This window comes from Aminobacter ciceronei (assembly GCF_014138625.1).
In the GTDB taxonomy this organism is placed as follows: domain Bacteria; phylum Pseudomonadota; class Alphaproteobacteria; order Rhizobiales; family Rhizobiaceae; genus Aminobacter; species Aminobacter ciceronei.
Window position 1 is genome coordinate 118497 of sequence record NZ_JACJHY010000002.1, and the last position, 26091, is coordinate 144587.

At 64.7% G+C, this 26091-nt stretch carries 27 protein-coding genes and 1 riboswitch; of the genes, 11 read left to right on the forward strand and 16 right to left on the reverse strand.

The genetic code is table 11. From position 1 onward, the window contains the following. Positions 1–55 precede the first annotated feature (55 nt). On the forward strand, positions 56–850 hold the full coding sequence (locus HNQ95_RS02645; RefSeq protein WP_182573470.1) for a CPBP family intramembrane glutamic endopeptidase: 795 nt from the start codon (positions 56–58) through the stop codon (positions 848–850). On the opposite strand, the gene HNQ95_RS02650 is transcribed toward HNQ95_RS02645, so the two are convergent. Then, a complete protein-coding gene (locus HNQ95_RS02650) occupies positions 847–1323 on the reverse strand; it encodes a methyltransferase family protein (RefSeq protein WP_067960808.1) in 477 nt (158 codons plus the stop codon). The two genes, HNQ95_RS02645 and HNQ95_RS02650, sit on opposite strands and share 4 nt — an antisense overlap. After that, positions 1320–2318, reverse strand: coding sequence for an acetyltransferase domain-containing protein (locus HNQ95_RS02655; protein WP_067966360.1), 999 nt, complete (start codon positions 2316–2318; stop codon positions 1320–1322). The genes HNQ95_RS02650 and HNQ95_RS02655 overlap by 4 nt, the downstream gene beginning before the upstream one ends. Before the next feature lie 121 nt (positions 2319–2439). On the opposite strand from HNQ95_RS02655, the gene HNQ95_RS02660 reads away from it, so the two are divergent. From HNQ95_RS02660 to cobO, 5 genes are all read left to right on the forward strand, one after another. After that, the gene (locus HNQ95_RS02660) at positions 2440–3129 is read left to right on the forward strand and encodes a gamma-glutamylcyclotransferase (protein WP_067960810.1); all 690 of its coding nucleotides are present in this window, start codon (positions 2440–2442) and stop codon (positions 3127–3129) included. 67 nt (positions 3130–3196) lie between these two features. Further along, positions 3197–3393: riboswitch (cobalamin riboswitch) on the forward strand. 35 nt (positions 3394–3428) lie between these two features. Further along, positions 3429–3605, forward strand: a complete 177-nt coding sequence (locus HNQ95_RS02665) for a CbtB domain-containing protein (protein WP_067960811.1) — start codon at positions 3429–3431, stop codon at positions 3603–3605. Positions 3606–3621: 16 nt separating this feature from the next. Next, on the forward strand, positions 3622–4398 hold the full coding sequence (locus tag HNQ95_RS02670) for a CbtA family protein (RefSeq protein WP_067960813.1): 777 nt from the start codon (positions 3622–3624) through the stop codon (positions 4396–4398). Position 4399: 1 nt separating this feature from the next. Then, a complete protein-coding gene (gene cobU, locus HNQ95_RS02675) occupies positions 4400–4900 on the forward strand; it encodes a bifunctional adenosylcobinamide kinase/adenosylcobinamide-phosphate guanylyltransferase (protein WP_067960815.1) in 501 nt (166 codons plus the stop codon). Beyond that, positions 4900–5517 (forward strand): cob(I)yrinic acid a,c-diamide adenosyltransferase, encoded by a 618-nt coding sequence (gene cobO / locus HNQ95_RS02680; protein ID WP_067960818.1) that lies wholly within the window; start codon positions 4900–4902, stop codon positions 5515–5517. The genes cobU and cobO overlap by 1 nt, the downstream gene beginning before the upstream one ends. Positions 5518–5527: 10 nt before the next feature. On the opposite strand, the gene cbiB is transcribed toward cobO, so the two are convergent. Next, on the reverse strand, positions 5528–6493 hold the full coding sequence (gene cbiB, locus HNQ95_RS02685; RefSeq protein ID WP_182573469.1) for an adenosylcobinamide-phosphate synthase CbiB: 966 nt from the start codon (positions 6491–6493) through the stop codon (positions 5528–5530). Here cbiB and cobD point away from each other — a divergent pair. Together cobD and HNQ95_RS02695 are read left to right on the forward strand one after the other, a co-directional pair. Continuing rightward, positions 6492–7550: a threonine-phosphate decarboxylase CobD gene (cobD, locus tag HNQ95_RS02690; protein WP_182573468.1), complete on the forward strand. Its 1059-nt coding sequence runs from the start codon at positions 6492–6494 to the stop codon at positions 7548–7550. The two genes, cbiB and cobD, sit on opposite strands and share 2 nt — an antisense overlap. Next, positions 7547–8050 (forward strand): tyrosine phosphatase family protein, encoded by a 504-nt coding sequence (locus HNQ95_RS02695; protein ID WP_182573467.1) that lies wholly within the window; start codon positions 7547–7549, stop codon positions 8048–8050. Before cobD ends, HNQ95_RS02695 begins: the two co-directional genes overlap by 4 nt. A gap of 174 nt (positions 8051–8224) precedes the next feature. Here HNQ95_RS02695 and HNQ95_RS02700 read toward each other — a convergent pair whose 3' ends face one another. The 6 genes from HNQ95_RS02700 to relB all read right to left on the reverse strand — a co-directional run bounded on the left by HNQ95_RS02700 (position 8225) and on the right by relB (position 16424). Continuing rightward, complete coding sequence (locus HNQ95_RS02700) at positions 8225–9028, reverse strand: creatininase family protein (protein WP_182573466.1); 804 nt, start codon at positions 9026–9028, stop codon at positions 8225–8227. 68 nt (positions 9029–9096) lie between these two features. Then, a complete protein-coding gene (locus HNQ95_RS02705; protein WP_182573465.1) occupies positions 9097–11541 on the reverse strand; it encodes a GcvT family protein in 2445 nt (814 codons plus the stop codon). Then, positions 11538–12719, reverse strand: a complete 1182-nt coding sequence (locus HNQ95_RS02710; RefSeq protein ID WP_067966362.1) for a pyridoxal phosphate-dependent aminotransferase — start codon at positions 12717–12719, stop codon at positions 11538–11540. The genes HNQ95_RS02705 and HNQ95_RS02710 overlap by 4 nt, the downstream gene beginning before the upstream one ends. A gap of 1 nt (position 12720) precedes the next feature. Beyond that, positions 12721–13410, reverse strand: a complete 690-nt coding sequence (locus HNQ95_RS02715; protein WP_376769244.1) for an HAD-IA family hydrolase — start codon at positions 13408–13410, stop codon at positions 12721–12723. Beyond that, a complete protein-coding gene (locus tag HNQ95_RS02720) occupies positions 13407–15860 on the reverse strand; it encodes a GcvT family protein (protein WP_067966365.1) in 2454 nt (817 codons plus the stop codon). The genes HNQ95_RS02715 and HNQ95_RS02720 overlap by 4 nt, the downstream gene beginning before the upstream one ends. A 21-nt stretch (positions 15861–15881) precedes the next feature. After that, a complete protein-coding gene (gene relB / locus HNQ95_RS02725; protein ID WP_067966366.1) occupies positions 15882–16424 on the reverse strand; it encodes a type II toxin-antitoxin system RelB family anti-toxin in 543 nt (180 codons plus the stop codon). A gap of 230 nt (positions 16425–16654) precedes the next feature. Here relB and HNQ95_RS02730 point away from each other — a divergent pair, with 230 nt between their 5' ends. Continuing rightward, complete coding sequence (locus tag HNQ95_RS02730; RefSeq protein WP_067960837.1) at positions 16655–17365, forward strand: nitroreductase; 711 nt, start codon at positions 16655–16657, stop codon at positions 17363–17365. 40 nt (positions 17366–17405) lie between these two features. Here the strand turns inward: HNQ95_RS02730 and HNQ95_RS02735 are convergent, their stop codons facing one another. The 3 genes from HNQ95_RS02735 to HNQ95_RS02745 all read right to left on the reverse strand — a co-directional run bounded on the left by HNQ95_RS02735 (position 17406) and on the right by HNQ95_RS02745 (position 19791). Beyond that, positions 17406–18125, reverse strand: a complete 720-nt coding sequence (locus HNQ95_RS02735) for a glyoxalase superfamily protein (RefSeq protein ID WP_067960840.1) — start codon at positions 18123–18125, stop codon at positions 17406–17408. A gap of 173 nt (positions 18126–18298) precedes the next feature. Then, positions 18299–18805: an SRPBCC family protein gene (locus HNQ95_RS02740; RefSeq protein ID WP_067960842.1), complete on the reverse strand. Its 507-nt coding sequence runs from the start codon at positions 18803–18805 to the stop codon at positions 18299–18301. A gap of 68 nt (positions 18806–18873) precedes the next feature. After that, the gene (locus tag HNQ95_RS02745; RefSeq protein ID WP_067960847.1) at positions 18874–19791 is read right to left on the reverse strand and encodes a LysR family transcriptional regulator; all 918 of its coding nucleotides are present in this window, start codon (positions 19789–19791) and stop codon (positions 18874–18876) included. An 82-nt stretch (positions 19792–19873) separates the two neighbouring features. Here HNQ95_RS02745 and HNQ95_RS02750 point away from each other — a divergent pair, with 82 nt between their 5' ends. Beyond that, on the forward strand, positions 19874–20344 hold the full coding sequence (locus HNQ95_RS02750; RefSeq protein WP_067960850.1) for a DMT family transporter: 471 nt from the start codon (positions 19874–19876) through the stop codon (positions 20342–20344). A 22-nt stretch (positions 20345–20366) separates the two neighbouring features. Continuing rightward, entirely contained in the window at positions 20367–20762 is a 396-nt protein-coding gene (locus tag HNQ95_RS02755) for a VOC family protein (protein WP_067960853.1), read from the forward strand. Positions 20763–20774: 12 nt separating this feature from the next. On the opposite strand, the gene soxG is transcribed toward HNQ95_RS02755, so the two are convergent. From soxG to HNQ95_RS02775, 4 genes are read right to left on the reverse strand one after another with little or no spacing between them, the layout of a single operon-like run. Continuing rightward, entirely contained in the window at positions 20775–21362 is a 588-nt protein-coding gene (soxG, locus tag HNQ95_RS02760) for a sarcosine oxidase subunit gamma family protein (protein WP_067960856.1), read from the reverse strand. Further along, complete coding sequence (locus tag HNQ95_RS02765; RefSeq protein ID WP_182573464.1) at positions 21355–24351, reverse strand: sarcosine oxidase subunit alpha family protein; 2997 nt, start codon at positions 24349–24351, stop codon at positions 21355–21357. Before HNQ95_RS02765 ends, soxG begins: the two co-directional genes overlap by 8 nt. Then, positions 24348–24647 carry a sarcosine oxidase subunit delta gene (locus HNQ95_RS02770; RefSeq protein WP_182573463.1) on the reverse strand — a complete coding sequence of 100 codons (300 nt, stop codon included), beginning with the start codon at positions 24645–24647 and terminating at the stop codon, positions 24348–24350. Before HNQ95_RS02770 ends, HNQ95_RS02765 begins: the two co-directional genes overlap by 4 nt. Before the next feature lie 10 nt (positions 24648–24657). Next, complete coding sequence (locus tag HNQ95_RS02775) at positions 24658–25917, reverse strand: sarcosine oxidase subunit beta family protein (RefSeq protein WP_182573462.1); 1260 nt, start codon at positions 25915–25917, stop codon at positions 24658–24660. Positions 25918–26091: the final 174 nt, after the last annotated feature.

Here is a 26091-nt window from a genome sequence, read left to right on the forward strand (position 1 = left end):
CCGGACTCGCCTACGGCATTGTGGTATGGTCAACTACCCCTCGGGAGTAGCTCCAATGTCCATGCTCGTCAGGACGGTTCGCGACTGGCCGGTCGTGAGCTTCGTGCTGCTGGCATTCACGATCACCTGGATAGGCTTCATTCCGTTCTATCGGGCAGGCGGCGAAGACATCGCCTGGTTCACCTTCGGCCCGTTTGTCGCTGCCATCGTCATTTCGGCTGTCCTGGGCGGCTGGCCAAGGGTACGTGCCCTGCTTGCCTCGGTTGTTAAGTGGCGTGTGCCTCCGGTGTGGTACCTGGCGGCGATCGGCATGCCGCTGGCGGTGCAACTGCTTGCTATCTGGCTCAATCCGATGTTCGGCTCGGCCCCGCCAGACTGGGCGAATGTGCCGGCCGTCACGGAAATCGCCGTCATGGTCGCGTTGCTCATGGTTTTCAGCGGTCCGCTTGGCGAGGAGCCGGGATGGCGGGGCTTTGCACTGCCCTTGCTTCTCGGCGAGCGCGGAGCGCTGAATGCCAGTCTGGTGCTCGGGCTGATCTGGGCGGCCTGGCACCTGCCGCTGGTGCTGCTGAACGACTACAGCATTTCAAGTGCGCTCAATGTCATGGCGGCAGCGGTGGTGTTCACATGGCTGTACCAGAACTCGGCCGGAAGCGTGCTGCCGGCTATCCTGATGCATGCATCGCATCAGAACAGCGTCCGCTATCTCGGCCGCGTGTTTCAAGGCGGCGATGCGGCCCAGCATCAATGGATCGGCTTGATCTTATGGCTGGTGTTCGCGCTGGCGATCGTCGCCGTCTATGGGACGAGCAGTTTTCTCCGAAGGCAAGCGACCGCCGTCGCCGGTTAGATCCAGCGCCGGACCTTCTTCGCGTAATCGATGTATTTCTTGCCGAAACGTGCCTGCAGGTGCTTTTCCTCCGGTACGATGGCGAGCTTTTGCGTGGCAAAGGCGGCAATGAGGGCCAGCGCCAGGAACCAGACATTTGCGGTGATCAGCCCGATGGCGATCATCAGCAGCGTGTTGGCGAAATAGATCGGGTTGCGGGTGAAGGAGAAGGCGCCCGACGTGACCAGATGCTCGGACGGCCTGTCGGGGCGGATGGTGGTCTTGGCCCGCTTCAGCGTCTGCATGGCCGAATAATAGATCGCAACAACGCCGGCAACCGCCAGCCAGCCGGCGGCAAAAAGCAAGTCCGACAGCGGTTCGGTGATCCACGGCAAGGGATAGAGCAGTCCGAGCACCGCCGCCACCACGATTGCTGCGAGGTAGAGGATCGGCGGCCATGGCACCTTGCTGGGGGCGGCGTTGGGATTGGTCACTGCGCTCCTCCTGGTATCGTCTGATTTTCGGTGCTTGTCGTGCACATGGCGGCGGTCTGCCCGACATGGGCCTTCAACTTCGGGCTCTGGTCGGAGGCATAGAGCCGATCGAACGAATCATCCTTCTGCAACTCGTCGAGCATGCAGACACAGTAGCGCGAGCAGAAATCGGTGTCGCGGCTCTGCTCGCAGGAAAGCTGGCAGGATTTCAGGAAAGTGACCTCGCGGGTTTCGACCGGGGCCGGGAAGAGCTGGGCGAAGAGCCAGACCAGCGAGATCATCACCGGCTGGTGAATGAGGTAAAAGGCAAGGCTGTGGCGACCAAAGAAGGAGAGGGGGCGCGACCAGGCGCCGGGCTGAAGCCGCGCCATCTTTTCGATCAGGCCTGCCCTGAGCGCCAGTCCGGCGACGCCGATGCCAGCCAGCACCGCGCCGAAGAAGGGGAACAGCGGGACGAAATCGTTGGAGCGCGGGTTGGCGGTGGAAAGGCCGATCCAGACCAGGGCCGGGTGATTGAACGCCTCCGAGCGCAGATAGTGGGGTGCTACGATCACCAGAGCAGCGGCGATCAGCGTCAGCACCGGCGGGACGCGTAGGAAGGCAAGGCCAAGCACGCTGGCGAGCGCGATATGATGCAGGATGCCGAAGAAGATGAAGGTGTCTGGCGTGGCGAACCAGGTGGCGACGGTGATCGCTAGTGCCGCCGCTGTCACCATGGCGAGCCGCCTGAAATAGCCGGGCCAGCGGATGCCCTTGGCATGTGCCAGCACCAGGCTGGCACCGACGAGGAACAGGAAGCTCGAGGCGATGCAGCGCGCGAACAGCTTCCAGTTGCCATAGGCGGTCATGCCCGGATCGGCATAACCGAAGAATTCGAGGTCCCAGGCGAAGTGGTAGATCGCCATGGCGATCAGGGCTACGCCGCGGGCGATGTCGATGACCGATACGCGCCGAGAAGGTGCTTTGATCTGGTCGGGGTCCGGTTGCATCGTCATGTTGTTCGCTTCTGCGTTTTCGGGTGTTGCAGCGCCCATGCAGCACTATCATGGTTGAAGCGGGGCGGAAGAGAGCAGAACTGTCTGTCGTGCACAGGGTTAAGCAATTGATGGGGCGGGCATGAGCGGACGAAAGATGGCGCTGACCGAGGAGCTGGTGGCGCGTTGCCATCGCGAGGTCGCCGACACGGGCCCCGACCCCGATGCGATGCATCTCGACGACGCCGACTATGAGGTGATGATCGACGAGACGCTTGCCGCGCGTCCCGGCAATGGACCGTTGTGGCTGTTTGCCTATGGATCGCTGATCTGGAAACCCGAGGTGGAGCACACCGACGAAAGGGTGGCGCTGGTGCGCGGCTGGCACCGTTCGTTCTGCATCAACATGACCCGCTGGCGCGCCACAAAGGCTGAGCCTGGACTGATGATGGGCATGGATCGCGGCGGCCAGTGCAAGGGCGTGGCGCTCAGGCTGACGGACGGCGACCGCCGCGAGCAGCTGGACAAGCTGTTTCGCCGCGAGATGACGCTGAAACCCTCCACCTACAAGCCGCGCTGGCTGAAGCTCGCCACCGATGAAGGTCCGTTGACCGCGCTCGCCTTCGTCATCAACCGCAAAGGCCACGCCTATGCCGGCGCGCTGGGCGAGGACGCGGTGGCGGAGCGACTGGCGACGACCTGCGGCCATTGGGGTTCGGCTGCGGACTATCTCTATAATGTGGTCAGCAACCTCGAGCAGCGGGCGATCCACGATCGGCATCTGTGGCGGCTCCAGCATCTGGTGGCCGAGCGAATCGTGGCCCGCGGATGATCGCCGGAACGCCGCTTTCGAGCGCGGCGGCGTCGGAATTTGGTTTGCCGCCCAAGCCATTTGTTTCTATAGTTGCGGCGTCGTCGGTTCCGTTACGGAATCAAGAGGGAATGCGGTAAGGGCCATTTGAAGGTCCAAAGCCGTGGCTGCCCCCGCAACTGTATGCGGTTAGCTCTCCCCAAATGCCACTGAAGCTTGCTTCGGGAAGGCGGGGAAGGGTGCCGATCCGCAAGCCAGGAGACCTGCCGGCGACAGGCACTTATCTCTGTGCCCTCGGGTGGAGGGCGAAAGGACTTGTGATGAACACTGTTTCTGCTCTCGGCACCGACGTCTCTTCGCAGTCGCGTAGCATGCAGCTGGCGCTTGCCGCGCTGCTCGGCCTTTTCGTTGTTGGCTTCCTCGGGTTCTCGCATATGGACGTGGTGCACAACGCTGCCCACGACTATCGCCACTCGATGGCTTTCCCCTGCCACTAACCAAGGCGATCCAACAATGTCCATCTTCAGAAACGTCGTGTTCATCGCGGCGATCAGCGGGCTATTGGCCGGCGTGGTCCTTGCCGCACTCCAGACCTATGCAACCGTCCCGCTGATCCTCAAGGCGGAGACCTATGAGAACGCCGGCGGTGGCCATGAGCACGCCGCGGCACCAGTTGCCGGCACTGAGGCGACCGCCCCTGCGGCCGGCGCCGAAACCACGGCGGCACAGACTGCGGCGCCAGCCGAAGAAGAAGCCTGGGCTCCGGCCGACGGCGCTGAACGTTTTGCCTATTCGGCGCTCGCCAATATCGTCAGCGGCATCGCTTTCGGCCTGATCCTGGTCGCCGTTTCCGAGTTTGCCGGTGGCATCGCCAACTGGCGCCAGGGGGTGTTCTGGGGCTTTGCCGGCTTTGCCGTGTTTACCCTGGCTCCCGGTCTTGGCCTGCCGCCGGAGCTGCCGGCGATGCCGGCAGCCGATCTTGGCGCACGCCAGATCTGGTGGACGCTGACCGTCGTCGCCACCGCGGCGGGTCTCGCGCTGATCGCTTTCAAGCAGTCGCTGCCGCTGGCGATACTCGGTGTGGTGCTGATCGTTGCGCCGCACATCGTCGGTGCACCGCAACCGGAAAGCCACGAGTCGCCGATTCCAGCAGACCTGCACCACAGCTTCGTCGTCGCCGTCACCATCACCAATCTGGTGTTCTGGGTCGTGCTGGGGGCGGTGGCGGGCTATGTGCGCAACCGCTTCATGAGCGAGCCGGCGCCGTCGCTGAACGGCCGCCTTGCCTGAGATGCTGACCCTCCTGCTCGGCGGCGCGCGCTCCGGCAAGAGCGCGCATGCCGAGCAGCTCATCACCCAATTTCCTGCGCCGTGGACCTATGTTGCCACGGCGCAGGCTTATGACGACGAGATGCGTGAGCGCATTTTGATCCATCTGGGACGCCGTGGCGAGGGCTGGCGGACGCTCGACGCGCCGCTGGATCTGGTCGGCGCGCTCGCCAGCCTGCCCGATGGCGCGCCTGTTCTGGTCGACTGCCTGACGCTTTGGCTTACCAATCATCTGCTGGCCGATCATGACGTCGAGGCCGAATGTGCGGCGCTCGTCGAGGCACTGTCGCGTCCGCGCGGGCCGTGGTTCGTGGTCTCCAACGAGGTCGGGCTCGGCATCGTGCCCGACAATGCACTGGCCCGCCGTTTTCGTGACGATGCCGGCAGGCTCAATCAGAAGGTGGCGGCCGTGGCCGAAGAGGTGCTGTTTCTTGTCGCCGGCCTGCCGATGAGGGTGAAATGATGAAGACGATCGACGAGCAGGAAGCCGAACGCCACCGCGCCAAGATGGCCAAGCGCAAGGCGGTTCAGGATGCTGAGGTCGCCGGCAAGACCATCGTCGAGAAGGGGCTGCTGATCGTCAACACGGGTCCCGGCAAGGGCAAGTCGACCGCGGCATTCGGTCTGGCGCTGCGCATGCTGGGTTATGGCCAGCGGGTTGGCGTCGTGCAGTTCATCAAGGGCGCCTGGCATTCGGGCGAGCAGGACGCATTCGCCGCCTTCGGTGACCGCGCCGTCTGGCACACGATGGGCGAGGGCTTTACCTGGGAGACGCAGGACATCAAGCGCGACATCGCCGCCGCCGAAGCAGCCTGGGCAAAGGCGCAGGAACTGCTGGCCGACCCGACAATTTCGCTTGTCGTGCTCGACGAGCTCAATATCGCACTGCGCTATGACTATCTCGATCTGGAGGCGGTGGTCGCGACGCTGCAGAACCGTCGCGAGGGCCTGCATGTCGTGGTCACCGGCCGCAACGCCAAGCCGGCGCTGGTCGAGGCTGCCGACCTTGTCACCGAGATGGGCGCGACCAAGCATCACTTCTCGGCCGGCGTGAAGGCTCAGAAGGGAATCGAGTTCTAGCGCTGCTGTGTCAGAGCCAGATGGCGAAGCCGATCAGGCCGATGGCGCCGACCAGGATGGCGTCGGCGGTCCAGTAGAGGCGGAGTGCTGCGCGGATATCCCGGGCATTGGCGTCCCGGCGGCCGCCCGCGCCCATGAAGGCGTCCTCGACCAAAACGCCGCCATAGGCGCGAGGGCCGGCAAGGGCGAGGCCGAGCGCGCCGGCCATGGCGGCCTCGGGCCAGCCGGCATTGGGTGAACGATGTTTTTGGGCGTCGCGCCAGACGGCCTCCCAGGCGGCCTTCGGGTCGGCGCCGGGCACGAGGGAGGCGGCGAGCACGATGGCAAGCGCGGTCAGGCGCGAGGCCGGCAGGTTGATGAGGTCGTCGAAACGGGCGGCGGCCCAGCCGAAGGCTTCGTGGCGGTTGGTGCGGTGGCCGATCATCGAATCGGCGGTGTTGGCCGCCTTGTAGGCGGCACCTCCAGCGAAACCTGAGATGGCGAGCCAGAAGGCAGGTGCGGTGATGCCGTCGGAGAAGTTTTCGGCCAGGCTCTCGATTGCGGCACGGCTGACGCCTGCTTCGTCGAGACGCTCGGGGTCGCGGCCGACGATTTGCGACACGGCCTTGCGACCGGCAATGATGCCGCCGCTGTCGAGCGCGTCGGCGACCGCCTTCACATGGCTGCCGAGGCTGCGCTGGGCGACGAGGCTGGAAGCGGCGATGGCGGTCAAGAGCATGCCGAGGGGCAGCAAACCGAACAGCCGCTCCAGGGCGAAGGCGATTGTGGCGGGCAGTGTGACGATGACGACGAGGGCGGCGACACCCCAGATGCGGCGCTGAGCGTCGGTATCGGTGGCTCGGTTGAGGCTGATGTCGAGAAAGGATATCAGCTTGCCGATCCAGATGACCGGATGACCGATCTTGCGCACAAGTCGGTCCGGATAGCCGAGACCGAGTTCAACCAGAAGCGACAGGAAGGCGAGCGGAAAAGACATGACGCTTCTTGCAGGACGTAGGACAGGGACCGTGGACCACGGCGGCAGCCTGGAACGGGCGAGGGCGCTGTTTCCGGGAGCGCCCGAGCCATTCGTCGACCTGTCGACCGGGATCAATCCAAACTCCTATCCGCTTTTCGAGCTGCCTGCCACAGCCTTGTCGCGCCTGCCCGAGCCGGGTCGGGCGCGCGACCTCGCAGCGGTTGCCGCAACTGCTTACGGTGCGCCCTCGGCCGCCCATGTGGTGCCGGCGCCGGGCACGCAGATTCTATTGCCGCGCATCGCCTCGCTGGTGCGGTCCGGCCGCGCCCTCGTGCTCGGGCCGACCTATCAGGAACACGCCCGCGCCGCTGCGATCGCCGGTCATCAGGTGGCCGAGACGCGCGATTTCGGGCAGCTTTTCGACGCCGACCTCGCCGTCGTGGTCAATCCGAACAACCCTGACGGCCGTGTCGTGCAGCGCAAGGACCTGCTTGAACTGGCCGCCAGCCTGCGCGCCCGCGGTGGGCTTCTGGTCGTCGACGAGGCGTTCATGGACGTCGGCCCGCAGGCGCAGAGCCTTGCCGGCGACGTCGAACAGAGTGGCCTCGTGGTGCTGCGCTCCTTCGGCAAGTTCTACGGGCTGGCCGGCATCCGTCTCGGCTTTGCACTGGCCCACCCCGATATCGCCGGTCGATTGGAGGAAGAGCTCGGGCCCTGGTCGGTGGCCGTACCGTCGCTCGAGTATGGCATCAAGGCACTGTCGGATGCTGACTGGCAGCGTGAGATGCGGACGACGCTGGCGCATGCCGCGCATCGTCTCGACCAGGCCTTTGCCCGCGCTGGCGTGATCGTCACCGGTGGCACGTCGCTGTTCCGCCATGTCGACATTTCCGACGCCGCCGGACTGTTCAAGGCACTGGGGCGCGAGGGTATCCTGGTGCGCGGTTTCACCGATCGACCGACCCAGTTGCGCTGCGGCCTGCCGGGCCACGAAGTCGAGTGGCGGCGGCTTGACGTGGCCCTGGGTGACTGGGCGCAGGACCGGGAAGCGGCGAAGAAGGAGGCTGCGCGGTGATCTTTGTCTGCCCGCTTTCGAAGGTCGACGAGACAGTTGCGCGCATCGGGGCCGAGCGGCTTGTCTCACTGCTTTCGGCCGGAATGGAAATGACGCGGCCAGTGTCGATCCGCGCCGAGAACCACCTTTTGATGAACATGCACGACATCGCGGTCGAGCAGGACGGCATGACGCTGCCCGGCGAGGCCCATGTGCGGCAATTGCTCGATTTCGCCCGCGCATGGGACCGCTCGCGGCCGCTGGCGATCAATTGCTGGGCTGGTGTAAGCCGGTCGACGGCGTCGGCCTACATTGTCGCTGCGGCATTCGATCCGTCGCGCGACGAGACGGAGCTTGCCCTGCTGTTGCGGAGACTTTCACCAACGGCGACGCCCAATCCGCGGCTGATCGCGGTGGCAGACCACGTTCTGGGACGCAACGGGCGCATGGTGACGGCGATCGCCGCCATCGGTCGTGGCGCCGATTGTTTCGAGGGCGTGCCGTTCGGGCTGGAGGTCTAGGGCGGCCAGGGTTCAGCTTGGCTGGTCGTGCGTCCTTCAAGGCCCGCCCGCCGATGGGCTGTGCACAACAGCGCGGCCATACGGGCTCACACCTCAGGATGAGGCCGGTCGTGCGACCGCTCACTCCGTTCAGCCGCTATCTTCGATCGGCGAGCCTTGAAGGACGCACCATCTCTACGCCAGCCATTCCGCCAACTTCGCCTTGCGGATGTCCTGCAGCAGGCGAACGAATCCCTTGGCTTGATGCGTGGCCGTCAGCCGCCCCTTCTCGGCGGTGGCGGCGAGCGCATTGCCGACCACGCCATGTGGGTTGAGATCGCTTGATATCCACGAGAAGCCGTATGGGCCATGTGAGCGCAGCAGGTCGAACTCGGCCTCAGTGCGCTCGAAGCTGGAGGCAAAGTCCTGGGCCTTTGCCATCTCGACCAGCTCGGGGCGGAAATGCAGCATCAGCGAAGTCTCGACATCGCCGCCATGAATGCCGAGCTGGATCTCGCGAGGAAGGTAGAGGCCGTCGGGCGTGCCGAAGCGGCCCCAGCTCGAGCGCACCGACAGGGCGTCGAAGCGCACCCGCAGTTCGCGCGAGACGATGCCCATCACCTCCTCATTGCCGCCATGCGAGGTGACGAACACGAACTTGCGGATGCCCGCGCGGGCGATCGAGGCGCCGAGTTCGGTCCAGGCGTCGACCAGCATATTGGCGGGCAGGCTGAGCGTGCCGGGTGCCTGCATATGCTCGTCGGACTTGCCGACTGCCTGGATCGGCAGGAAGCGGGCGTCGAGGTCGTCGGGCAGATGGGCGAAGGTCTCGGCCAGCATGCCTTCCATGATCGAAAGGTCGGTCGAGACGGGCAGATGCGGGCCGTGTTGCTCGATGGCCGCGACAGGGATGACGGCGATCGTCATTTCCGGATCGAGACCGGCGAAATCGGCCGCCTTGAAGTCGCCCCACCAGACGCGTCGCTGCTTTTTCGTCACTGCCCGGCCTCGCCGCATGAATTCCCTCCGTCTGAATATGTCAGCGCGGGCGATTTTGTAAGGGGCGGCTACATGCGCACGCGTTCGGCCTTGGGATCGTACATCGGCTTCAGCGAGGCTTCGGCAACAAAACGTTCGCCGGCGATCTCGATCTCGTAGCGCGAACCGAGCACGTCTGCCTCGGGCTCGTTAGCGCAGGGGACATAACCGAGCCCGATGGCGCCGCCGAGATAATGGCCGTAATTGCCCGAGGTGATCGTGCCGACGATCTTGCCGTTGCGGACGATGGCCTCGTTGTGGAACAGCAGCGGCTCGGGGTCGGTCAGCCGGAACTGGACCAACCGGCGGGCAAGACCCGCCTCGCGCTTGCGCAGCACCGCGTCGCGGCCGATGAAGTCGCCCTTGCCGGTCTTGACCGCAAAGCCGAGTCCGGCCTCCAGAACATGATCCTCGTCGGTGATGTCATGGCCGAAATGCCGAAAAGCCTTCTCGATGCGGCAGGAATCGAGCGCGTGGAGGCCGCACAGCTTCAGCCCAAGATCGGCGCCGGCTTCCTCGATGACCTCGAATACATGCGCCGCCTGGTCGGTCGGAATATAGAGCTCCCAACCGAGTTCGCCGACATAGGTGACGCGATGGGCGCGGCCAAGGCCCATGCCGATCTCGATCTCCTGCCAGGTTCCGAACGGATTTTTGTCGTTGGAGAAATCGTTGGGGCTGACTTTTTCGATCAGCTCCCGCGAATTCGGTCCCATCAGGCAGAGCACCGATCCTGCCGGAGTTACGTCGGTGATGACGACGAATTCGTCGCGAAGATACCTCCGCAGCCAGGCGAGGTCGCGGCGAAGCGTGGCGCCGGGCACGACGGCCAGGAAGACCGTCGGTGAAAGCCGTGTGACCGTCAGGTCGCTTTCGATGCCGCCGCGCTGGTTGAGCATCTGGGTGTAGACGATCCGGCCGGGCTCGACATCCATGTCGTTGGCGCAGAGGCGCTGCAGATAGGCCAGCGCATCACGGCCCTCGATCTTGATTTTGCCGAAGGAAGTCATGTCGAACAGGCCGACGCCGTTGCGGACTGCCAGGTGTTCGTCGCGCTGGTTGTCGAACCAGTTCTGCCGCTTCCAGGAATATCTGTAATCGCGCTCCTGGCCTTCGCGCGCAAACCAGTTGGCGCGCTCCCAGCCGGCGACTTCGCCGAACACCGCTCCGCGCGCCTTCAGGTGCTCATGCAGGGGCGAGCGCCTGATGTTCCGCGATGTCGCCATCTGGCGATAGGGGAAATGGTCGGCATAAAGCAGGCCCAGCGTCTCCGAGACGCGCTCCTTGAGATAACGCCGGTTCTTCTGGAATGGCTGGGCGCGGCGGATGTCGACCTCCCAGAGGTCGAACGGCGCGTCGCCGTCATGGATCCACTGCGCCAGCGCCATGCCGGCACCGCCAGATGAGACGATGCCGATGGAATTGTAGCCGGCGGCGACCCAGTAGCCGCCCAGCTCCGGCGCCTCGCCGAGATAATAGCGGTCGTCGGGGGTGAAGCTCTCGGGCCCATTGAAGAAGGTGTGGATGCCGGCGGTTTCCAGCATCGGCATGCGGTTGACGCCCATTTCGAGGATCGGGGCGAAATGATCCATGTCCTCGGGCAACTGGTCGAAGCAGAAATCCTCGCGGATGCCGTCCATGCCCCAGGGCTTGGCCACCGGCTCGAACGCGCCGAGCATCATCTTGCCGGCGTCTTCCTTGTAGTAGGCGCATTCGTCGGGCACGCGCAGCACTGGCAGGCGGCCGAGGCCGGGAATGGCTTCGGTGACGAGGTAGAAATGCTCGCAGGCATGCAGCGGGATGCTGACACCGTTCTTGGCGCCCAGCTCGCGCGCCCACATGCCGGCGCAGTTGACGACGATGTCGGTCTCGATGGTTCCCTGTTCGTCGCCTTGCGCCCATGACACGCCGGAAACACGGCCATTCTTCGTCAGGACCTTCGTGACCTTGACGTTCTCGATGATCCTTGCACCACGCTGCCGTGCGCCCTTGGCCAAGGCCATCGCGATGTTGGCCGGGTCGCACTGGCCGTCGAGCGGCAGATGCACGGCACCGACAACGTCGGAGACATTGAGATGCGGATACATCTCCTTGACTTCTCCTGGCGAAATCTCGCGCACGTCGACATTGAAGGCGCGGGCGAGCGAAGCCTGGCGGTAGATCTCGTGCTTGCGCTCCTCGGTCAGCGCGACGGTGATCGAGCCGACCTGGCGCATGCCGGTGGCGACGCCGGTCTCTTCCTCGAGCCTGACGTAGAGGTCGGCCGAATACTTCGCCAGCCGGGTCATGTTCTGCGACGCGCGCAACTGTCCGATCAACCCCGCCGCGTGCCATGTCGTGCCTGAGGTGAGCTGCTTGCGCTCCAGAAGCACGATATCGGTCCAGCCGAGCTTCGCCAGATGATAGGCGACGGAGCAGCCGGACACACCGCCGCCAATGATGACGGCGCGGGCACGGGTGGGGATTTCGGTCATGCGGCAGACCTCTCGTAGCTGTTGGCGAAGCGCCTCAGGCGGCCGGCGGCCTCCCTCAGCACGTCGTCGGGCTGGCACAGACTGATGCGGATGTGACCTGCGGCGGCGTCGCCGAAGCTCTTGCCAGGCATGACGGCGACCTTCTCGGCCTCGAGCAGATCCCAGGCGAATTTCTCGCAGTCGGGTTCGATGGCGCTGACATCGAGCATGACATACATGCCGCCTTCGGAGCCGCGCACGGTGACGTTGTTCAGTCCACGCATCTGGTCGACGAACAGGCTGCGGCGGCCGGCATAGGTGGTCGCGATCCATTCAACGCCGAAATCGTTTTCCAGCGCTTCGATCGCCGCGCGGCTGACGAAGTCGGTCAGGCCGTAGGTGGTGACGAGGTTGAGGTTGATGACCAGCGAGACGAGGTCGGCTGGGGCGGTGAGCCAGCCGATGCGCCAGCCGGTCATGCCGTGGCTTTTGGACATCGAGTTGATGATGAGCGTGCGTTCGGCCATGCCGGGAAGGGCCCGGGGCGACACATGCTCGCCGCCGCCGAGCGTCCAATAGACCTCGTCGGAGAGCAGCCAGAGGTCGCGTCGGATGCAAAGCTCGGCGATGTCCTCCAGGCATTTCCTGCTATAGACGGCACCGGTCGGGTTGTTCGGCGTGTTGATGAGGATCGAGCGCGTGTTGGGCTTCAGCGCCGTCTCGATCTCTTGGGCACGCGGCTGGAAGCCATCCGATGCGTGCGCCTCGACGACGGTGTAGCCGGCGCCGGCGGCGCGGAAGGTGCCGGGGTAGGTGGCGTAATAGGGCGCCACGACCACGGCGTGGTCGCCCGGATCATGCGTTGCCTGGACCGCGGCGTAGAGAGCGGCCTGGCCGCCCGGTGTGGCGATGATTTCGGAAAGTGCGGTGTCGACGCCGCTGCAGCGCGTGGAGATCCTGGCCATGGCAGCACGCAGGCGCGGCAGGCCGGGCAGTTGTGTGTAGTGGTGGTAGCCGGCGCGCACGGCGTCGACACAGGCCTCGACCGTCTCCGACGGCGTATCGAAATCGTGGTCGCCGACCGACAGCATGATGATGTCTTCGCCGGCCTGCTTGCGTGTCATGGCGGCGAAATGCACTTCCCAGCCGTCCTTGCCTGATGGGACGATGCCGGAGATGCGGGCGGATGGTTTCGGCATCTCAGGCTCCTGCATCCTGCAAGGCCGCCAGACGGGCGAGTGTCAGCCTGCTCGTGCCGTCGAGCCGGGGCGTCAGCGCGCCATAGCCGGTAACCGAAGGATGCGGGGTGCCGCCAGCATGGTTGTGGGTGGCGGTGATGACCAGCACCTGCGCGCCAGCGGCTTCCGCCGCGCGAATGCCTGCCGGCGCATCCTCGAACACCAGGCAATCTTCCGGCCTGTGGCCGAGCCGCTCAGCACCGAGTAGGAAGCAGTCGGGCGCAGGCTTGCCGTTGGCGACATCCTCGCTGGTGACCATGATCGGCGGGACAGGCAGGCCCGCGGCCTCCAGCCGGCGCAGTGCCAGCCGGCGCGGTGCCGACGTCACGATCGCCCAGCGCTCGACAGGCAGTGCATTGAGGAAGTTCGCTGCACCATGGATCGATGCGATGCCGTCGACGTCGTCGAACTCGGCCTGGGTCAGAGCCTCGACTTCTGCCATGACGTCGACGCCGGGCAGGTTCAGCCTGCGGATGGTCTCATAGGCCCGAACGCCATGGATGGTCGGCAGGAAGCTCTCGACGTCGAGGCCGTGCTTGATTGCCCATGCGCTCCAGACGCGTTCAGTCGAGGCGATCGAGCTCAGGATGGTGCCGTCCATGTCGAACATGAAGGCGCCGAAGGCGCGACCGGAATGGGGAAGGGACATTATGAGCGTAGCCTTTCGTTTTCGGGATCCCACAAGGGCTTGTCCTCTTGGACCGTGGCGCTGAAGCGCTCCCCGAAAATCTCGACTTCGATGGTAACGCCCGGCACGGCCAGATCGGTTCGCAGCATGCCCAGCGCGATCGATTTGTCTACCCTGTGGCCCCATCCTCCTGACGTGGTCTCACCGACAATTGTTCCATTGTGCCAGAGCGTCGACATGTAGGGCGCGTCGCATTCGCCCGGCGTGTCGATGACAAGCGTGACGAAACGTTTCTTTGTGCCCTGCTGCTTCTCGTTGAGCAGCGCCGTCTTGCCGCGAAAGTCGGCCTTGTCCCATTTGACGAAACGCCCGAGCCCGCCCTGCAGGATGGTGTAGTCGGTCGAAAGATCGCCTTTCCAGGCGCGGTAACCCTTTTCCAACCGCAGCGCGTCGAGCGCGAACATTCCGAAGGGTTTTAGCCCGTGCTTCTGGCCGGCGGCCCAGAGAGCGTCGAACACGGTCGCCGTGTCGGCGACCTTTGTGTGGATCTCCCAGCCGAGCTCACCGGCAAATGAAACGCGCACCAGCTTGGCCCAGCGCCCGGCGATGGTCGTCTCCTGATGCGTCAGCCAAGGGGCCGCGAGGTCCGCCTCGCAGACCTCGACCAGGATTTTCCTGGAGTTGGGGCCAGCGAGGATCTGGGTCGAATACTCCTCGGTGCGGTCTATCAGCTCGAAGGTGGCGCCGGCAGGCATGTGCGCTTTCAGCCACTCGAAATCGTGCCACTGGGCAACCGCTGCGGTTATCAGCGTCATCAGGTCGTCGGAATGGCGGACAACCGACATCTCGCTGACGATGCGGCCGTGATCGTCGGCGAAATAGCACAACCCGATGCGGCCGACCTTGGGCACGGTACCGGTGACCTGCGTCTCGAGCCACGCGGCGGCACCCGGCCCGTCGAGATTGAAGCGGCTGAATCCGGGCAGGTCGAGGATGCCGGCGGCATCGCGGACGGCGAGGCATTCCTCGCGGATGCGTTTCTCCCAGGGGCCGGAACGGGCGAAGGTCTGGGTCGATGCTTCCGAGGTGTCGTCGCCGGGCTGGGCATACCAGGTGGCGCGCTCCCAGCCATTATAGGCGTTGAACTGCGCGCCGAGGGCGGCGATCCGGTCGTGGATCGGCGAGAGCTTGCGGTTACGCGCCGCGGGCCAGGCGTGGCGGGGGAAATGGATGGCGTACTCGTGGCCGTAGACCTCCATCCCCTTGGCAACCGCATAGTCGGTCGCGGAGGCAAACGACGTGAAACGGCGTGGGTCGCAGGACCACATGTCCCATTCGGTCTCGCCCCTGGTAACCCACTCGGCCAACACCTTGCCGGCGCCACCGGCCTGGGCGATGCCGAAGGTGAAGACGCAGGCTTCGAAGGCATTTGGCACGCCGGGCATCGGGCCGATCAGCGGGTTGCCGTCGGGAGCGTAGGGGATCGGGCCGTTGATGATCTTGGACAGGCCGGCGGTGCCCAGGATCGGCACGCGGCGGACGGCGTCATCGAGATACCATTCCAGCCGCTCTAGATCGTCGGGGTAGAGCTGGAAGGAAAAATCCGCGGGCATCTGGTCGTCGGGCGTTGCCCAATGGGCGCGGCAGTTGCGCTCATAGGGGCCGAGATTCATGCCGTTCTTCTCCTGGCGGAGATAATAGGAGGTGTCGACGTCGCGCAGCAGCGGCAGCTTTTGGCCTGCTTCCCGCGACCATGCAGCCAGTTCGGGGATTTCGTCGAACAGGATGTACTGGTGGCTCATCACCATCATCGGCACGTCGCGGCCGAACATTTTTCCCACCTCGGCGGCGCGATAACCGGCCGCATTCACCACCTTTTCGCAGCGGATGTCGCCCTTTTCGGTCGAAACGACCCATTCGTCCTTGTCGCGGCGGACCGAAATGACAGGGCAGAAGCGGATGATCTTTGCGCCCATGTCGCGCGCCCCCTTGGCCAGCGCCTGGGTCAACTGTGCCGGGTCGATGTCGCCGTCACTGGGATCGTAGAGCGCGCCCTTGAGATCATGCGTCTCGATGAAAGGGTAGCGGCGCCTGATTTCGTCTGTGCCAATGACGTCGATATCCATGCCCTGGTAGCGGCCCATGCCCTTGGCGCGCTGGAACTCCTGCATGCGCTCCTTGCTGTGGGCGAGGCGGAGCGAGCCGGTGACGTGGTAGTTCATCGGGTAGTCGACCTCGGTCGCCAGCCTGCGATAAAGCTCGGTCGAATAGCGCTGCATGTTCATCAGCGACCAGGACGACGAGAAGGTGGGCACGTTGCCGGCGGCATGCCAGGTCGAGCCGGAGGTCAGCTCGTTCTTTTCGAGCAAGACGCAGTCGGTCCAGCCTGATTTGGCGAGGTGATAGAGCGACGAGACTCCGACCGCGCCTCCGCCGATGATCACCACGCGGGCCGTGCTCGGCAACTCAGCCATCTTTTCCTCCCAAAAAAGCAATCAGTAAACCGGTGGCGATACGACCCATATGACCACTGCCGGAACCGAACCGGGGTTGCGCCACCGGAATGGCTTGTGGTCGAAGCGGAAGCTGTCGCCTTCGCCCAGGCTGTGCCAGGTGCCGTCGATCTCGATGTCGAAGCCGCCCGAGACGACATAGCCGGCCTCTTCGGTGGGGCGCGTCACAGGCTTTGCCATGCCGGCGCCGGGCGCGAAAATCGAGCGCAGCATTTCGAAGCTACCGCCGAGGTCGGGTGACAGGAGCTCCTCGACCAGCCCGGATTCGTTGCTGCCCAGCGAGCGCCGCCGTCCGGAGCGGACAACGACGCCGCGCTCGATGTCATTGGTGGCCTCATGGCCGAAGAACAGGCTGATCGGCACGCCGAACAGTTCGGCAAAGGCGCGAAGGTCGCCGATCGATGGCGTCGACAATCCTCGCTCGACCTGGCTCACCCAACCGACCGAGCGGCCCAGCTTGATCGCGATCTCGGCGAGCGTCAGCCCGCGCGACTTGCGCAGCGCGCGCAGGTCGTTGGCCAGCACATCGCCGGCGACGTTGCCTTCCTTGCGCAGCGACACGGTGGAACTCAAAATGCGGCCCTCGTGAAATTTCAAGGAAGAATTTCATGAAATGGCATTGCGGTGAAAAATTCAAGCCCATTTTCATAGTCCAGCAAGTTTCTCTTGCGAGACTCCGGGAGAGAGTGCAAAGGCTCGGTTTCGGACGGGCGGTGAGGGGCGATCCGACAATAGCCATGCCATAGGGACAGCTGATGCTGGCACCGGACCAAAAACCGCAGCACTACGACGAAACCGATATCGTTGATGAGGCCATCGTGTCGCGCCGGTCGGTGCGTGCATTCCTGCCGACGCCGGTCGACGACAGTGTCATCAGGGACATCCTGGACGTTGCCGCACGTGCGCCTTCCGGCACCAACATGCAGCCGTGGAAGGTCTATGTGACCTCGGGCGAGACGTTGCGCGGCATCAGCGAGGCCATCCTGAATTCCGGCGTGCGTGCCGAAAAGGCCGTCTGGGACGAATACAAATATTACCCGGACCAGTTCTTCGAGCCCTATCTCGGCCGCCGCCGCGCCAACGGCTTCGGGCTCTACAGCACGCTCGGCATCGGCCGCCGCGACGTCGACCGCATGCGCGCCCAGCACGACCGCAATTTCGTCTTCTTCGACGCGCCGGTCGGCATGATCTTCACCATCGACCGCAGGCTCAACCAGGGCTCGTGGATCGACTACGGCATGTTCCTGCAGAACATCATGATCGCGGCGCGGGCGCGGGGGCTGCACACCTGCCCGCAGGCAGCATTTGCGCCCTATCACCGCCAGATCCGGCCGGTGCTCAGCATTCCCGAGGAAGAGGTCGTGGTCTGCGGCATGGCGCTGGGCCACGAAGACACGTCGAAGCCGGAAAGCACCTTCCGCACCGACCGCGCGCCCCTCGACGAGTGGGTGCAGTTCCTGAAATAGCCGGGAAATGCCGGCGCCGCACAGCGCCGGCTAATACCCGTCAGGCGGACAGTCCACTCGACCTCAGGTCGAGATTGGTCGGCCGTGGGAGATGTTTCGGGCTCCGTGGCGTCGGGCTCATCTTTGCGTCGACGGCCTCGACCTGGAACGACTGCGCCGAAATGCGACCATATCCCTGCAGCAGCAAGCCGTAGTGGATGCTCGAGGCTTCGGCCGGAACGTCGAGCACGACGTTGCGCTCAAGCCAGCCGGTGGAGCCCCTCAGTGCGCCGTCGACCTCCCGCGTCGTCATGTTGTCGAACTGGAGGACCTTGCCCTCCGATTTGTCGACGCGCATCCAGATGGATCCGGCGTCGGCGTCATCAGCCTTCAACGTTGCCGACAGCCTGATGCGACCACCGCGATAGTCGTCGGCCTGGATGCTCTGCATCAGCACGCCATAATGGTCTTCGCGCAGCACGATGCCGCCCTGGCGGTGGAAGCGGCATTCGATGATGGCCGTTCCGGGCTGAGTAGGGTCGAGGCCGATGCGGTAGTTGGTGCGCTCGGTGTTGCCGGTGATGAACCAGCTCTCGGGAAGCGGGAGCGCGTCGTCACCCGTGGCAGCGGCGATGCGGGCGGCAAGCGTGTTCCAGTCGGCAAGGCCAAACTGCCGGGATACGACTTCGAGACAATCGGTGTGGGACAATTCGACATGACGTTCGGCCATGGCCTTGCGAAGCGCCTTGGCCATCAGTTTGGCGTCGAGAAAGGAATGCATGGTTCGATCCTTGGCCCGGGCGAACTTTTGGAAAGTGCCAGTGCTCGCATTCTGGCGGATCGCCCGTGCAAAAGGTCAAACCGCGTCAATCGTCGTGCATTCACCTTCCCGGAAGGGGCGAGCGGCAGGCTGCACGGGCCACCGACAACATGACGCGATTCCGGTCCGAACTGTCAATCTTGCGGATAAGGCGACCAGGCTCGACCGGCCTTTCGCTCGGCAAGATAGCGGCGCAGACCGGCTTCGCCGCGTGGCGTGGTCCAGCGATGGTTCCAGGCAAAGGCGGGGCGCAGCAGCGGCGACAACAGGCGCAGGATCGGGCGCTCGACGATGACTTGCCAGGTGAGCGTGACATGGGTGCCATGGCCGGAGGGCGCGAGCACTGCACGCCAGTGGCCATCGAAATCGCCTGATGTCTTCACCGCCACGACCTTGCCGGGCTCGAGTTCCACCGCTTCGAGAATGAAGTTGAGCTCATAGGGCAGAAATCCCCGGGCACGCGCGCGGACCTTGGCACCGACCGACGGCTTGTCATGGGAAGTCAGTTTTTCCACGTCCTTGTAGACGTCGCCCCACCACAGTGGCAGCAGCGTCGCGTCAGCGAGTACGGCCCACACCTCTTGCGGGGATGCCTCGGGGATTTCCCAGACCTCATCGAAGCGGAACGCGTTGCTGGCCATGAGTGCCGATACCAATGTGCAACTGCCATTCAAGCGGCGACGATCTTAAAGCATCGGCTCTTTTTCGGCTATGGCAGGCGTTGCAGGCTTTCGAACAGGCCCGCAATCGTCTCGCGCAGCCATTGATGCGCGGCGTCGCCGTCGCGGCGCCTGTGCCAGATCTGCTGGAAGGCGAAGGACGGTATCGCAAATGGCGGCTCGAAGGCGGCGAGGCCGCTTGCTGCCGGCACTGCCGGGTGCAGCCGGCGCGCGATGGTGAGCACCAGATCGGTTCCGGCGATCAGCCCGGGTGCGACGCCCCAATGCGGTAGCACCAATGCGATGCGCCGTTTGTGCCCGGCGGCGGCCAATGCCACGTCGATCTCGCTTTCGACGTCGGCGCGCAGCGCGACGAGCGCATGGGGCCGTTGGAGATAGGCGGCAATGTCCATTCCAGCCGCTTTGCCCAGCAACGCGGCGTCGGAAAGGCAGGCATAGTCCTCCTCGAACAGCCGCTGTCGCCGGACGGCTTTGTCGAGCGCATGGAAAACGCCGATCGCGATGTCGACCTCGCCGTCCATGACCTGTGCCGCCATGGCTTCGCGGCCGGCCTGGCTGACATGGAGATCGATGCCTGGCGCGCGCCGGCGCAAAAGCGGCAGCAGGCGCGGCAAAACGACGATAGCGCCATAGTCGGACATTGCGAGGCGGAAGCTGCGGCGTGCCGTGGCCGGATCGAAGCCGCTCGGGGCGAGCAGATCGTGCATACGTTCCAGCGCTTCAGTGAGCCGCGGCGCAATCTCCAGCGCGCGCATGGTCGGCTGAAGCGCACCGCCATGCCGGACCAGCAGCGGATCGTCGAGCAGATGGCGGAGACGGCCAAGCGCGTGGCTGACTGCCGGCTGGCTCTTGTTCAGGCGGATAGCGGCGCGCGAGACATGGCGCTCGGCCAAAAGCGCGTCGAGCACGACGAGGAGGTTGAGATCGATGCCGGCAAGATTATTCATCCCGTGCATATTGCGGCTACGAAATACGAATTTCCATCAGAATTTCGGATGCCCTAGGTCTTGGAAAACAAGGAGACATGTCATGCCGAACCTAGGTTCATCCCTGCTCGCCGCAGCGCTGGTCGCCGGCGCCGCCATCCCGTTTCAAGCCGGCGCCAACGCCATGCTCGGGCGGCTGCTCGGCCATCCGCTCTGGGCGACTATGGTCTCGCTGGCCGTCAGCGTGGCCCTGGCCGTGCCTGTCATGCTGGCGTTCAGGGTCCCGGTGCCCAGCTTTGCAACCGCCGCAGCCACCGGGCCCTGGTGGATCTGGACCGGCGGCGTCGCGGGCGTGGTCTATGTCACGGCGGCGCTGCTGCTGGCGCCGAAGATGGGGGCGGCGAGCTTCGTCGTCGCCGTCATAGGCGGGCAGATGGTGGCGTCGCTCGTCATCGACCATTTCGGGCTGATGGGGTTCGTGCAGCGCCCTGCCAGTCTCGCCAGGGTTGCCGGCCTGGTGCTGATCGTCATTGGGCTCGTCGTCACCCAGTGGTCAAATGCGAAGGCAGGCTAGGCTCGACCCAGGGAGAGAGATCATGAAAAAGAACGTCGTCCTGCGCGTGGCGCGGCCCACGAACGATCTCGAGGCCACCGTCCGCTTTTATCGCGACGGGCTCGGGCTCGACGAACTCGCCCGCTTCGACAACCATGACGGTTTCGATGGCGTTATGCTCGGCAAGGCTGGCGAAGCGCATCATTTCGAGTTCACCCATGCCCATGGCCATGACGCCGGCAGGGCGCCGACGCAGGACAATCTCGTCGTGTTTTATTTGCCCGACAGCGACGACTGGCAGGCATCGATCGCGCGGATGAAGGCGCATGGCTATCAGCCGGTGCCGTCCTTCAATCCCTACTGGGACAGGCGAGGCGTGACCTTTGAGGATTGTGATGGTTACCGCGTCGTGTTGCAGAATGCGGGCTGGGCACCATGACCGCAGCCTGACTTACCTAACCTCGTAGCCGACTTCGTCCGATGCATGGCACAGCATTTTCCAGAACGAGCGGGCGAAAGAGCGGAAGACGTAGAGGTCGAAGCTGTCGGGGCCGCTGCGCTGGATCTGGGTGAACACGTCGTGGTGGGTGGTCGAGATGCCCGAACCGACTGGAAATGCAGTCAGGGAGAAGTCGACGGCAAAGAGCTTGGCCAGCACCCATTCCGATTTCGGGCCGCCAATTCTGATCGCCGTGCGTCCATGTGACAGGTCGGTGATGGTGCCGATCGCTGCGGTGACCTTGCCGGCAAAGGCTGTGGCGAGTCCTTCCGAAGCGTCTGATACCAGGAACTTTCCGGGAGCGAAGCCGAAGGCGGAACAGCGCTCGGACGAAGCGCCGGCGCCCGCGCCATCGGCCAGCTTGAGGCCGGTGACCGAACCGATCGTTGCCATCAGCTTCTTTTCCTCGCCCGGCCAGGCGGCAAGCTGGACAATCGATCCGGGTGCAATCTCGGACAAGGTTACGCCGACGCCATCGACGAAATTTCCGTACGAGCCGGGCCGGAATACCGGTTCGAGCGGTGAAAGCTGCTCAACCATGCATGCGCTTCCCTTCGGGATCGAAGAAGTGGTGGCTGACGATTTCCACCGGGCCGAAGCGGTTGCGCAACGGGTCGGAGATGTGAGCGCGCTTGCCATGGCGCGCCTTGCCGCCCGAGACCAGCGCAAGTGCTATGTACTTACCGAGCGCGGGCGAGAAGCAGGCGGCGGTGATGTGGCCGAGCGATCCGTGCGGGTTGGCGGCGTCGACCTCCTCGACGATGTGCGCGCCACCGCTGAGCGGCCGGTTGTCGAGTGCGATCAGGCCGACCAGTTCGAGCCTGCCCGAGGCGGCAAGTCCTTCGCGGTCCATCATGGCCGAGCCGATGAAGGGTTTTTTCTTGGACAGCATCCAGCCGAGATGGAGGTCGCGTGCCGAGGTGCGGCCGTCGATCTCGGCACCGGTGACGTGGCCTTTTTCGATGCGCATCGTGCCGAGGGCCTCGAGCCCGTAGGGAACCATGCCGAAAGGCTTGCCCGCCTCGATCAGCGCTTCCCAGACATGGGTGCCGTGACCGGCACCGGAATAGACCTCGAAGGCCATCTCGCCGGAAAAGGAGAGCCGGCAGATCATCACCGGCGCGCCCGAAATCTCGCCATGGACGATGCCCATGAAGGGCAGGGCCTCGTTGTCGACCCTGGTGCCGGTGACGCAGGAAGCGAGGATGTCCCGCGCCTTCGGGCCGCCGATCGCCGCGCCGGCCCACTGGTCGGTGACGGAGGTCAGGTGAACCTTGAGATCCGGCCAGACGACATCGAGGAAATATTCGAGATGCTGCATGACCTTGCCGGCATTGGCCGTGGTCGTGGTCATCAGGAAGTCGTGTTCGCCAAGCCGCCAGGTGGTGCCGTCGTCGAAGACGAGGCCGTCCTCGCGCAGCATCAGGCCGTAACGCGCCTTGCCGACGGGCAAGGTCGAAAAGACGTTGGAATAGACGCGATCGAGGAACTCGGCGGCATCCGGTCCCTGGACGGCGATCTTGCCGAGCGTTGAGACGTCGACGATGCCCGCCGTTTCGCGGGTCGCTGCCGCTTCCCTGACATAGGCCTGCTCGATCGTCTCGCCGGGTCCGCCATAGATCATCGGGCGGAACCACAGGCCGGCCGAATACATCGTCGCGCTGTTTTCCAGATGCCAGTCATGCATCGGGGTCAGTCGGTCAGGCTTGAGGTCGCCGAAACGCTCGGCGGCAAGTGCGCCGACGGAGACAGGTGCGTATGGCGGGCGGAAGCGCGTCGTGCCGACCTCGGGGATCGGCTTGCCCAGGGCTTCGGCCATGATGGCGAGGCCGGGCACATTGGAGCCCTTGCCCTGGTCGGTGGCCATGCCGAGGGTGGTGTAGCGCTTGAGATGCTCGACCGAGACGAAACCTTCGAGGTGGGCGAGGCGGACATCGTCAGCCGTCACGTCGTGCTGGAGGTCGACGAAGGCCTTGCCCTTGGCCCTGATCTCGAAGACCGGTGCCGGGTTGGGGTCGAGCGACGCGGGTTCGACGTCGGGCAGGGTGGCGGTTTCGAGCGCCGGCTGGCCTGCCGCCTTGCGGCCGGCGGAAAAGCCTTCGGAGATGACTTCGGCCGTCGAGAAGGTGCCGTTGAAGGCGCCGGCGCCGATCCAGCCCTTGCCGGTTTCCGGCGGCAGGAAGGCCTGCAGGTCGTCGCTCCAGACCGGCCGCGCCCCGGCCTGGCTGGCGAGGTGGATGGTTGGCGACCAGCCGCCCGAAACGATCAGGCAGTCGGCGCCGATGTCGCGTGCGTTGCCCTTGGAGACACCCGATGTGGCGGAGAATGGGGCCAGCTTGACCCCGGAGAGCTTCTTGCCGCCTTCGGTGCCGATCACCGCATGGCCGGTCAACAGTTCGGCGCCGGCCTCTGATGCAAGAGTGCGGCAGGCCGCGGAGACGTCCGAGCGCAGGTCGGCGATGGCGACGATCCTGGCTCCCGCCTTGGCGAGGGCAGCGGCTGCACGATAGGCGCTGTCGTTGTTGGCTAGAACGGCGATCTTCTCGCCCGCCAGCACGCCGTACTCATTGGCGTAGCGCATCGCGGCGCTGGCCATCATCACGCCCGGCCGGTCGTTGCCGGGGAACACCAGCGACCGTTCGAAGGCACCGGTGGCGAGCACGACGTTCTTTGCCCGGATGGTCCAGTGGCGATGGCGCGGCGCGCCCTTGGCGGGCGTGTCCTTGTGGTCGCTGACACGTTCGACGGCGGCCAGCGTGTTGCCGTCATAGTAGCCCCAGACGGTGGTGCGCTTGAGCAGGCGGACATTGTCATGGGTCTTGAGTTCGCCGACGACATCGGAGGCCCAGGTTGCGGCGGGCTCGCCGTCGATCGTCTCGCCCGACCAGTTGGCCGAGCCGCCGAAGCATGGATCGAGCTCAGTCAGGATGACCTGAGCGCCCGACTGGGCAGCCTCGTGCGCGGCGGCAAGGCCGGCGGGCCCGGAGCCGACGACAAGCACGTCGCAGAAGGCGTTCATGCGCTCATAACGTGACGGATCGGCCGCGTGGCCGGCGCGGCCGAGGCCGGCGGCGCGGCGGATGATCTTTTCGCAAAGCATCCAGAAGCGGGTGCCCTTGAGCGGGCCAATCACCGGACCCATGAAGGTCTTGTAGTAGAAGCCGGCGGAGATGAACTTGCCGCCGAGCTGGTTGATGGCACTGACGTCGTAGGCGAGCGAGGGAAAGCGGTTCTGGCTGACCGCGGTGAGGCCGTCATGGATCTCGACCATCGTGGCGGGAATGTTCGGTTCGCGGACCTCGCCGCGCAGCACCGTCACGAGAGCGTTTGGCTCATCGACGCCTGATGTCAGCACGCCGCGCGGACGGTGGTACTTGAACGAACGGCCGAACAGCGAAACCCCATTGGCAAGCAGCGCCGAGGCCAGCGTATCGCCCTGGTGGCCGGTATAGGCGGTGCCGTCGAAGGTGAAGCGGATGGTCCGCAACCGGTCGATGCGGCCACCCGACGGTGTGCGGCGCGGGCTCATGCCTTGGCTCCGGATGTGCGGCGGCCGTGGGGCGGCGCGCCATGTTCGCGGGCAAAACGCACGCTCTTGATTTCATGGGTGAGCGTGTCGCGGACGACGGCGAGATGGGCGCGGCAGCCGCCGGCGTGCTGCCAGATCTCGTTGTGGATGCCGGCCGGGTTCAGGCGGTCATAGACATAGGCGCTCCACGCCTCGGCATCGGTCGAAGCGGGATCGGGACGGGTGCGGTTGCCGTCGCCCTGATATGCGAATTCGGAGACGTCGCGCGGGCCGCAATAGGGGCAGGTGATCAACATGTTCGAACCCCTAGTGCATTCGCGGCGTCGGACCCTGGCCCTTGTCGTCGATGACGGTGCCACGGCTGAAACGGTCGAGCGTGAAGGGCGCGTTGAACTCGTGCGGCGCGTCCTTGGCGATGGTGTGGGCAAAGCAGAAGCCGGAAGCCGGCGTTGCCTTGAAGCCGCCGTAACACCAGCCGCAATTGAGATACATGCCGGGCAACGGGCCGGTGGTGATGATCGGCGAGCCATCCATCGACATGTCGCAGACCCCACCCCATGAGCGCAGCACGCGCACGGGTGCCAGCGAAGGGAACAGCGCCAGCATCTCACTCATTACTTCCTCGACGATGGGCAGGCTGCCGCGCTGGGCATAGGAATTGTAGCCGTCGAGGTCACCGCCATAGACGAGGCCGCCCTTGTCGGACTGGCCGACATAGAAGTGGCCCATGCCGAAGGTCAGCACGGTGTCGAGGAACGGCTTGAGCGATTCCGAGACGAAGGCCTGGAGGACGTGGCTCTCGATCGGCATGCGGTCGATGCCGGCAAGCTGCATCACGCGCCCCGTGCTGCCGGCCACGGCAACGGCGACCTTTTTGGCGCGGATTTCGCCGCGGCTTGTCGAGACGCCGATGACCCGGTCGCCGTCGCGCAGGAAGCCTGTGACTTCGCAATTCTCGATGATGTCGACGCCGCGGCGGTCGGCACCCCGGGCATAACCCCAGGCTACGGCATCGTGGCGGGCAGTACCCGCGCGTTCCTGCATCAGCCCGCCAAAGATCGGGAAACGTGCCCGCTGCGACATGTCGAGCCCGGGGACGCGGCAGCCGATCTCGGCCGGCGTCATCAGCTCGGCGTCGACGCCGAGATGGCGCATGGCGTTGCCCTTGCGGGCGAGGTCGTCGAGCTGGCCGGGCGTGTGCGCCAGGTTGAGCACGCCGCGCTGCGAGAACATCACGTTGTAATTGAGGTCGTGGGAAAGATTCTCCCACATCTTCATCGAATGTTCGTAGAAGCGCGTGTTCTGCGGCAACAGATAGTTGGAACGGACGGCGGTGGTGTTGCGGCCGACATTGCCGGAGCCGAGATAGCCCTTTTCCAGCACGGCGACATTGGTGATGCCGAATTCCTTGGCGAGGTAATAGGCCGTCGACAATCCGTGGCCACCGCCGCCGATGACGATGACGTCATACGAGGCCTTGGGGCTCGGCTTGCGCCACGCCGGTTTCCAGTCGCGGTTGCCGCTGAGCGCGTTCTTGAGAAGCGAAAAGGCCGAATATTCCGCCATACTTCATGTCATCCTTCGGGCTGCGCCGGGACACTACAGGCCGCACTGCGGCGATCAAGCCAATATTCCGCCATTGTTTTTCGTCAGGCCGACTTTCCCATGGGCCAGCGCGCATCGGCTTGCCCGCCGAGATGCGCGTCTTTATCAATGGCCACGCCTTTTCCTTGGCAAACT

Excerpts from the sequence above, each read along its gene's own strand:
- HNQ95_RS02745 (WP_067960847.1), bottom strand. The coding sequence starts at position 19,791 with ATGAATAATCTTGCCGGCATCGATCTCAACCTCCTCGTCGTGCTCGAC.
- HNQ95_RS02750 (WP_067960850.1), top strand. The coding sequence starts at position 19,874 with ATGCCGAACCTAGGTTCATCCCTGCTCGCCGCAGCGCTGGTCGCCGGC.
- HNQ95_RS02735 (WP_067960840.1), bottom strand. The coding sequence starts at position 18,125 with ATGCATTCCTTTCTCGACGCCAAACTGATGGCCAAGGCGCTTCGCAAG.
- HNQ95_RS02670 (WP_067960813.1), top strand. The coding sequence starts at position 3,622 with ATGTCCATCTTCAGAAACGTCGTGTTCATCGCGGCGATCAGCGGGCTA.
- HNQ95_RS02770 (WP_182573463.1), bottom strand. The coding sequence starts at position 24,647 with ATGTTGATCACCTGCCCCTATTGCGGCCCGCGCGACGTCTCCGAATTC.
- HNQ95_RS02775 (WP_182573462.1), bottom strand. The coding sequence starts at position 25,917 with ATGGCGGAATATTCGGCCTTTTCGCTTCTCAAGAACGCGCTCAGCGGC.
- soxG (WP_067960856.1), bottom strand. The coding sequence starts at position 21,362 with ATGGTTGAGCAGCTTTCACCGCTCGAACCGGTATTCCGGCCCGGCTCG.
- cbiB (WP_182573469.1), bottom strand. The coding sequence starts at position 6,493 with ATGTCTTTTCCGCTCGCCTTCCTGTCGCTTCTGGTTGAACTCGGTCTC.
- cobU (WP_067960815.1), top strand. The coding sequence starts at position 4,400 with ATGCTGACCCTCCTGCTCGGCGGCGCGCGCTCCGGCAAGAGCGCGCAT.
- HNQ95_RS02705 (WP_182573465.1), bottom strand. The coding sequence starts at position 11,541 with ATGACCGAAATCCCCACCCGTGCCCGCGCCGTCATCATTGGCGGCGGT.
- HNQ95_RS02655 (WP_067966360.1), bottom strand. The coding sequence starts at position 2,318 with ATGACGATGCAACCGGACCCCGACCAGATCAAAGCACCTTCTCGGCGC.
- HNQ95_RS02740 (WP_067960842.1), bottom strand. The coding sequence starts at position 18,805 with ATGGCCAGCAACGCGTTCCGCTTCGATGAGGTCTGGGAAATCCCCGAG.
- HNQ95_RS02720 (WP_067966365.1), bottom strand. The coding sequence starts at position 15,860 with ATGGCTGAGTTGCCGAGCACGGCCCGCGTGGTGATCATCGGCGGAGGC.
- HNQ95_RS02665 (WP_067960811.1), top strand. The coding sequence starts at position 3,429 with ATGAACACTGTTTCTGCTCTCGGCACCGACGTCTCTTCGCAGTCGCGT.
- cobD (WP_182573468.1), top strand. The coding sequence starts at position 6,492 with ATGACGCTTCTTGCAGGACGTAGGACAGGGACCGTGGACCACGGCGGC.
- HNQ95_RS02730 (WP_067960837.1), top strand. The coding sequence starts at position 16,655 with ATGCTGGCACCGGACCAAAAACCGCAGCACTACGACGAAACCGATATC.
- cobO (WP_067960818.1), top strand. The coding sequence starts at position 4,900 with ATGAAGACGATCGACGAGCAGGAAGCCGAACGCCACCGCGCCAAGATG.
- HNQ95_RS02765 (WP_182573464.1), bottom strand. The coding sequence starts at position 24,351 with ATGAGCCCGCGCCGCACACCGTCGGGTGGCCGCATCGACCGGTTGCGG.
- HNQ95_RS02710 (WP_067966362.1), bottom strand. The coding sequence starts at position 12,719 with ATGCCGAAACCATCCGCCCGCATCTCCGGCATCGTCCCATCAGGCAAG.
- HNQ95_RS02645 (WP_182573470.1), top strand. The coding sequence starts at position 56 with ATGTCCATGCTCGTCAGGACGGTTCGCGACTGGCCGGTCGTGAGCTTC.
- HNQ95_RS02660 (WP_067960810.1), top strand. The coding sequence starts at position 2,440 with ATGAGCGGACGAAAGATGGCGCTGACCGAGGAGCTGGTGGCGCGTTGC.
- HNQ95_RS02755 (WP_067960853.1), top strand. The coding sequence starts at position 20,367 with ATGAAAAAGAACGTCGTCCTGCGCGTGGCGCGGCCCACGAACGATCTC.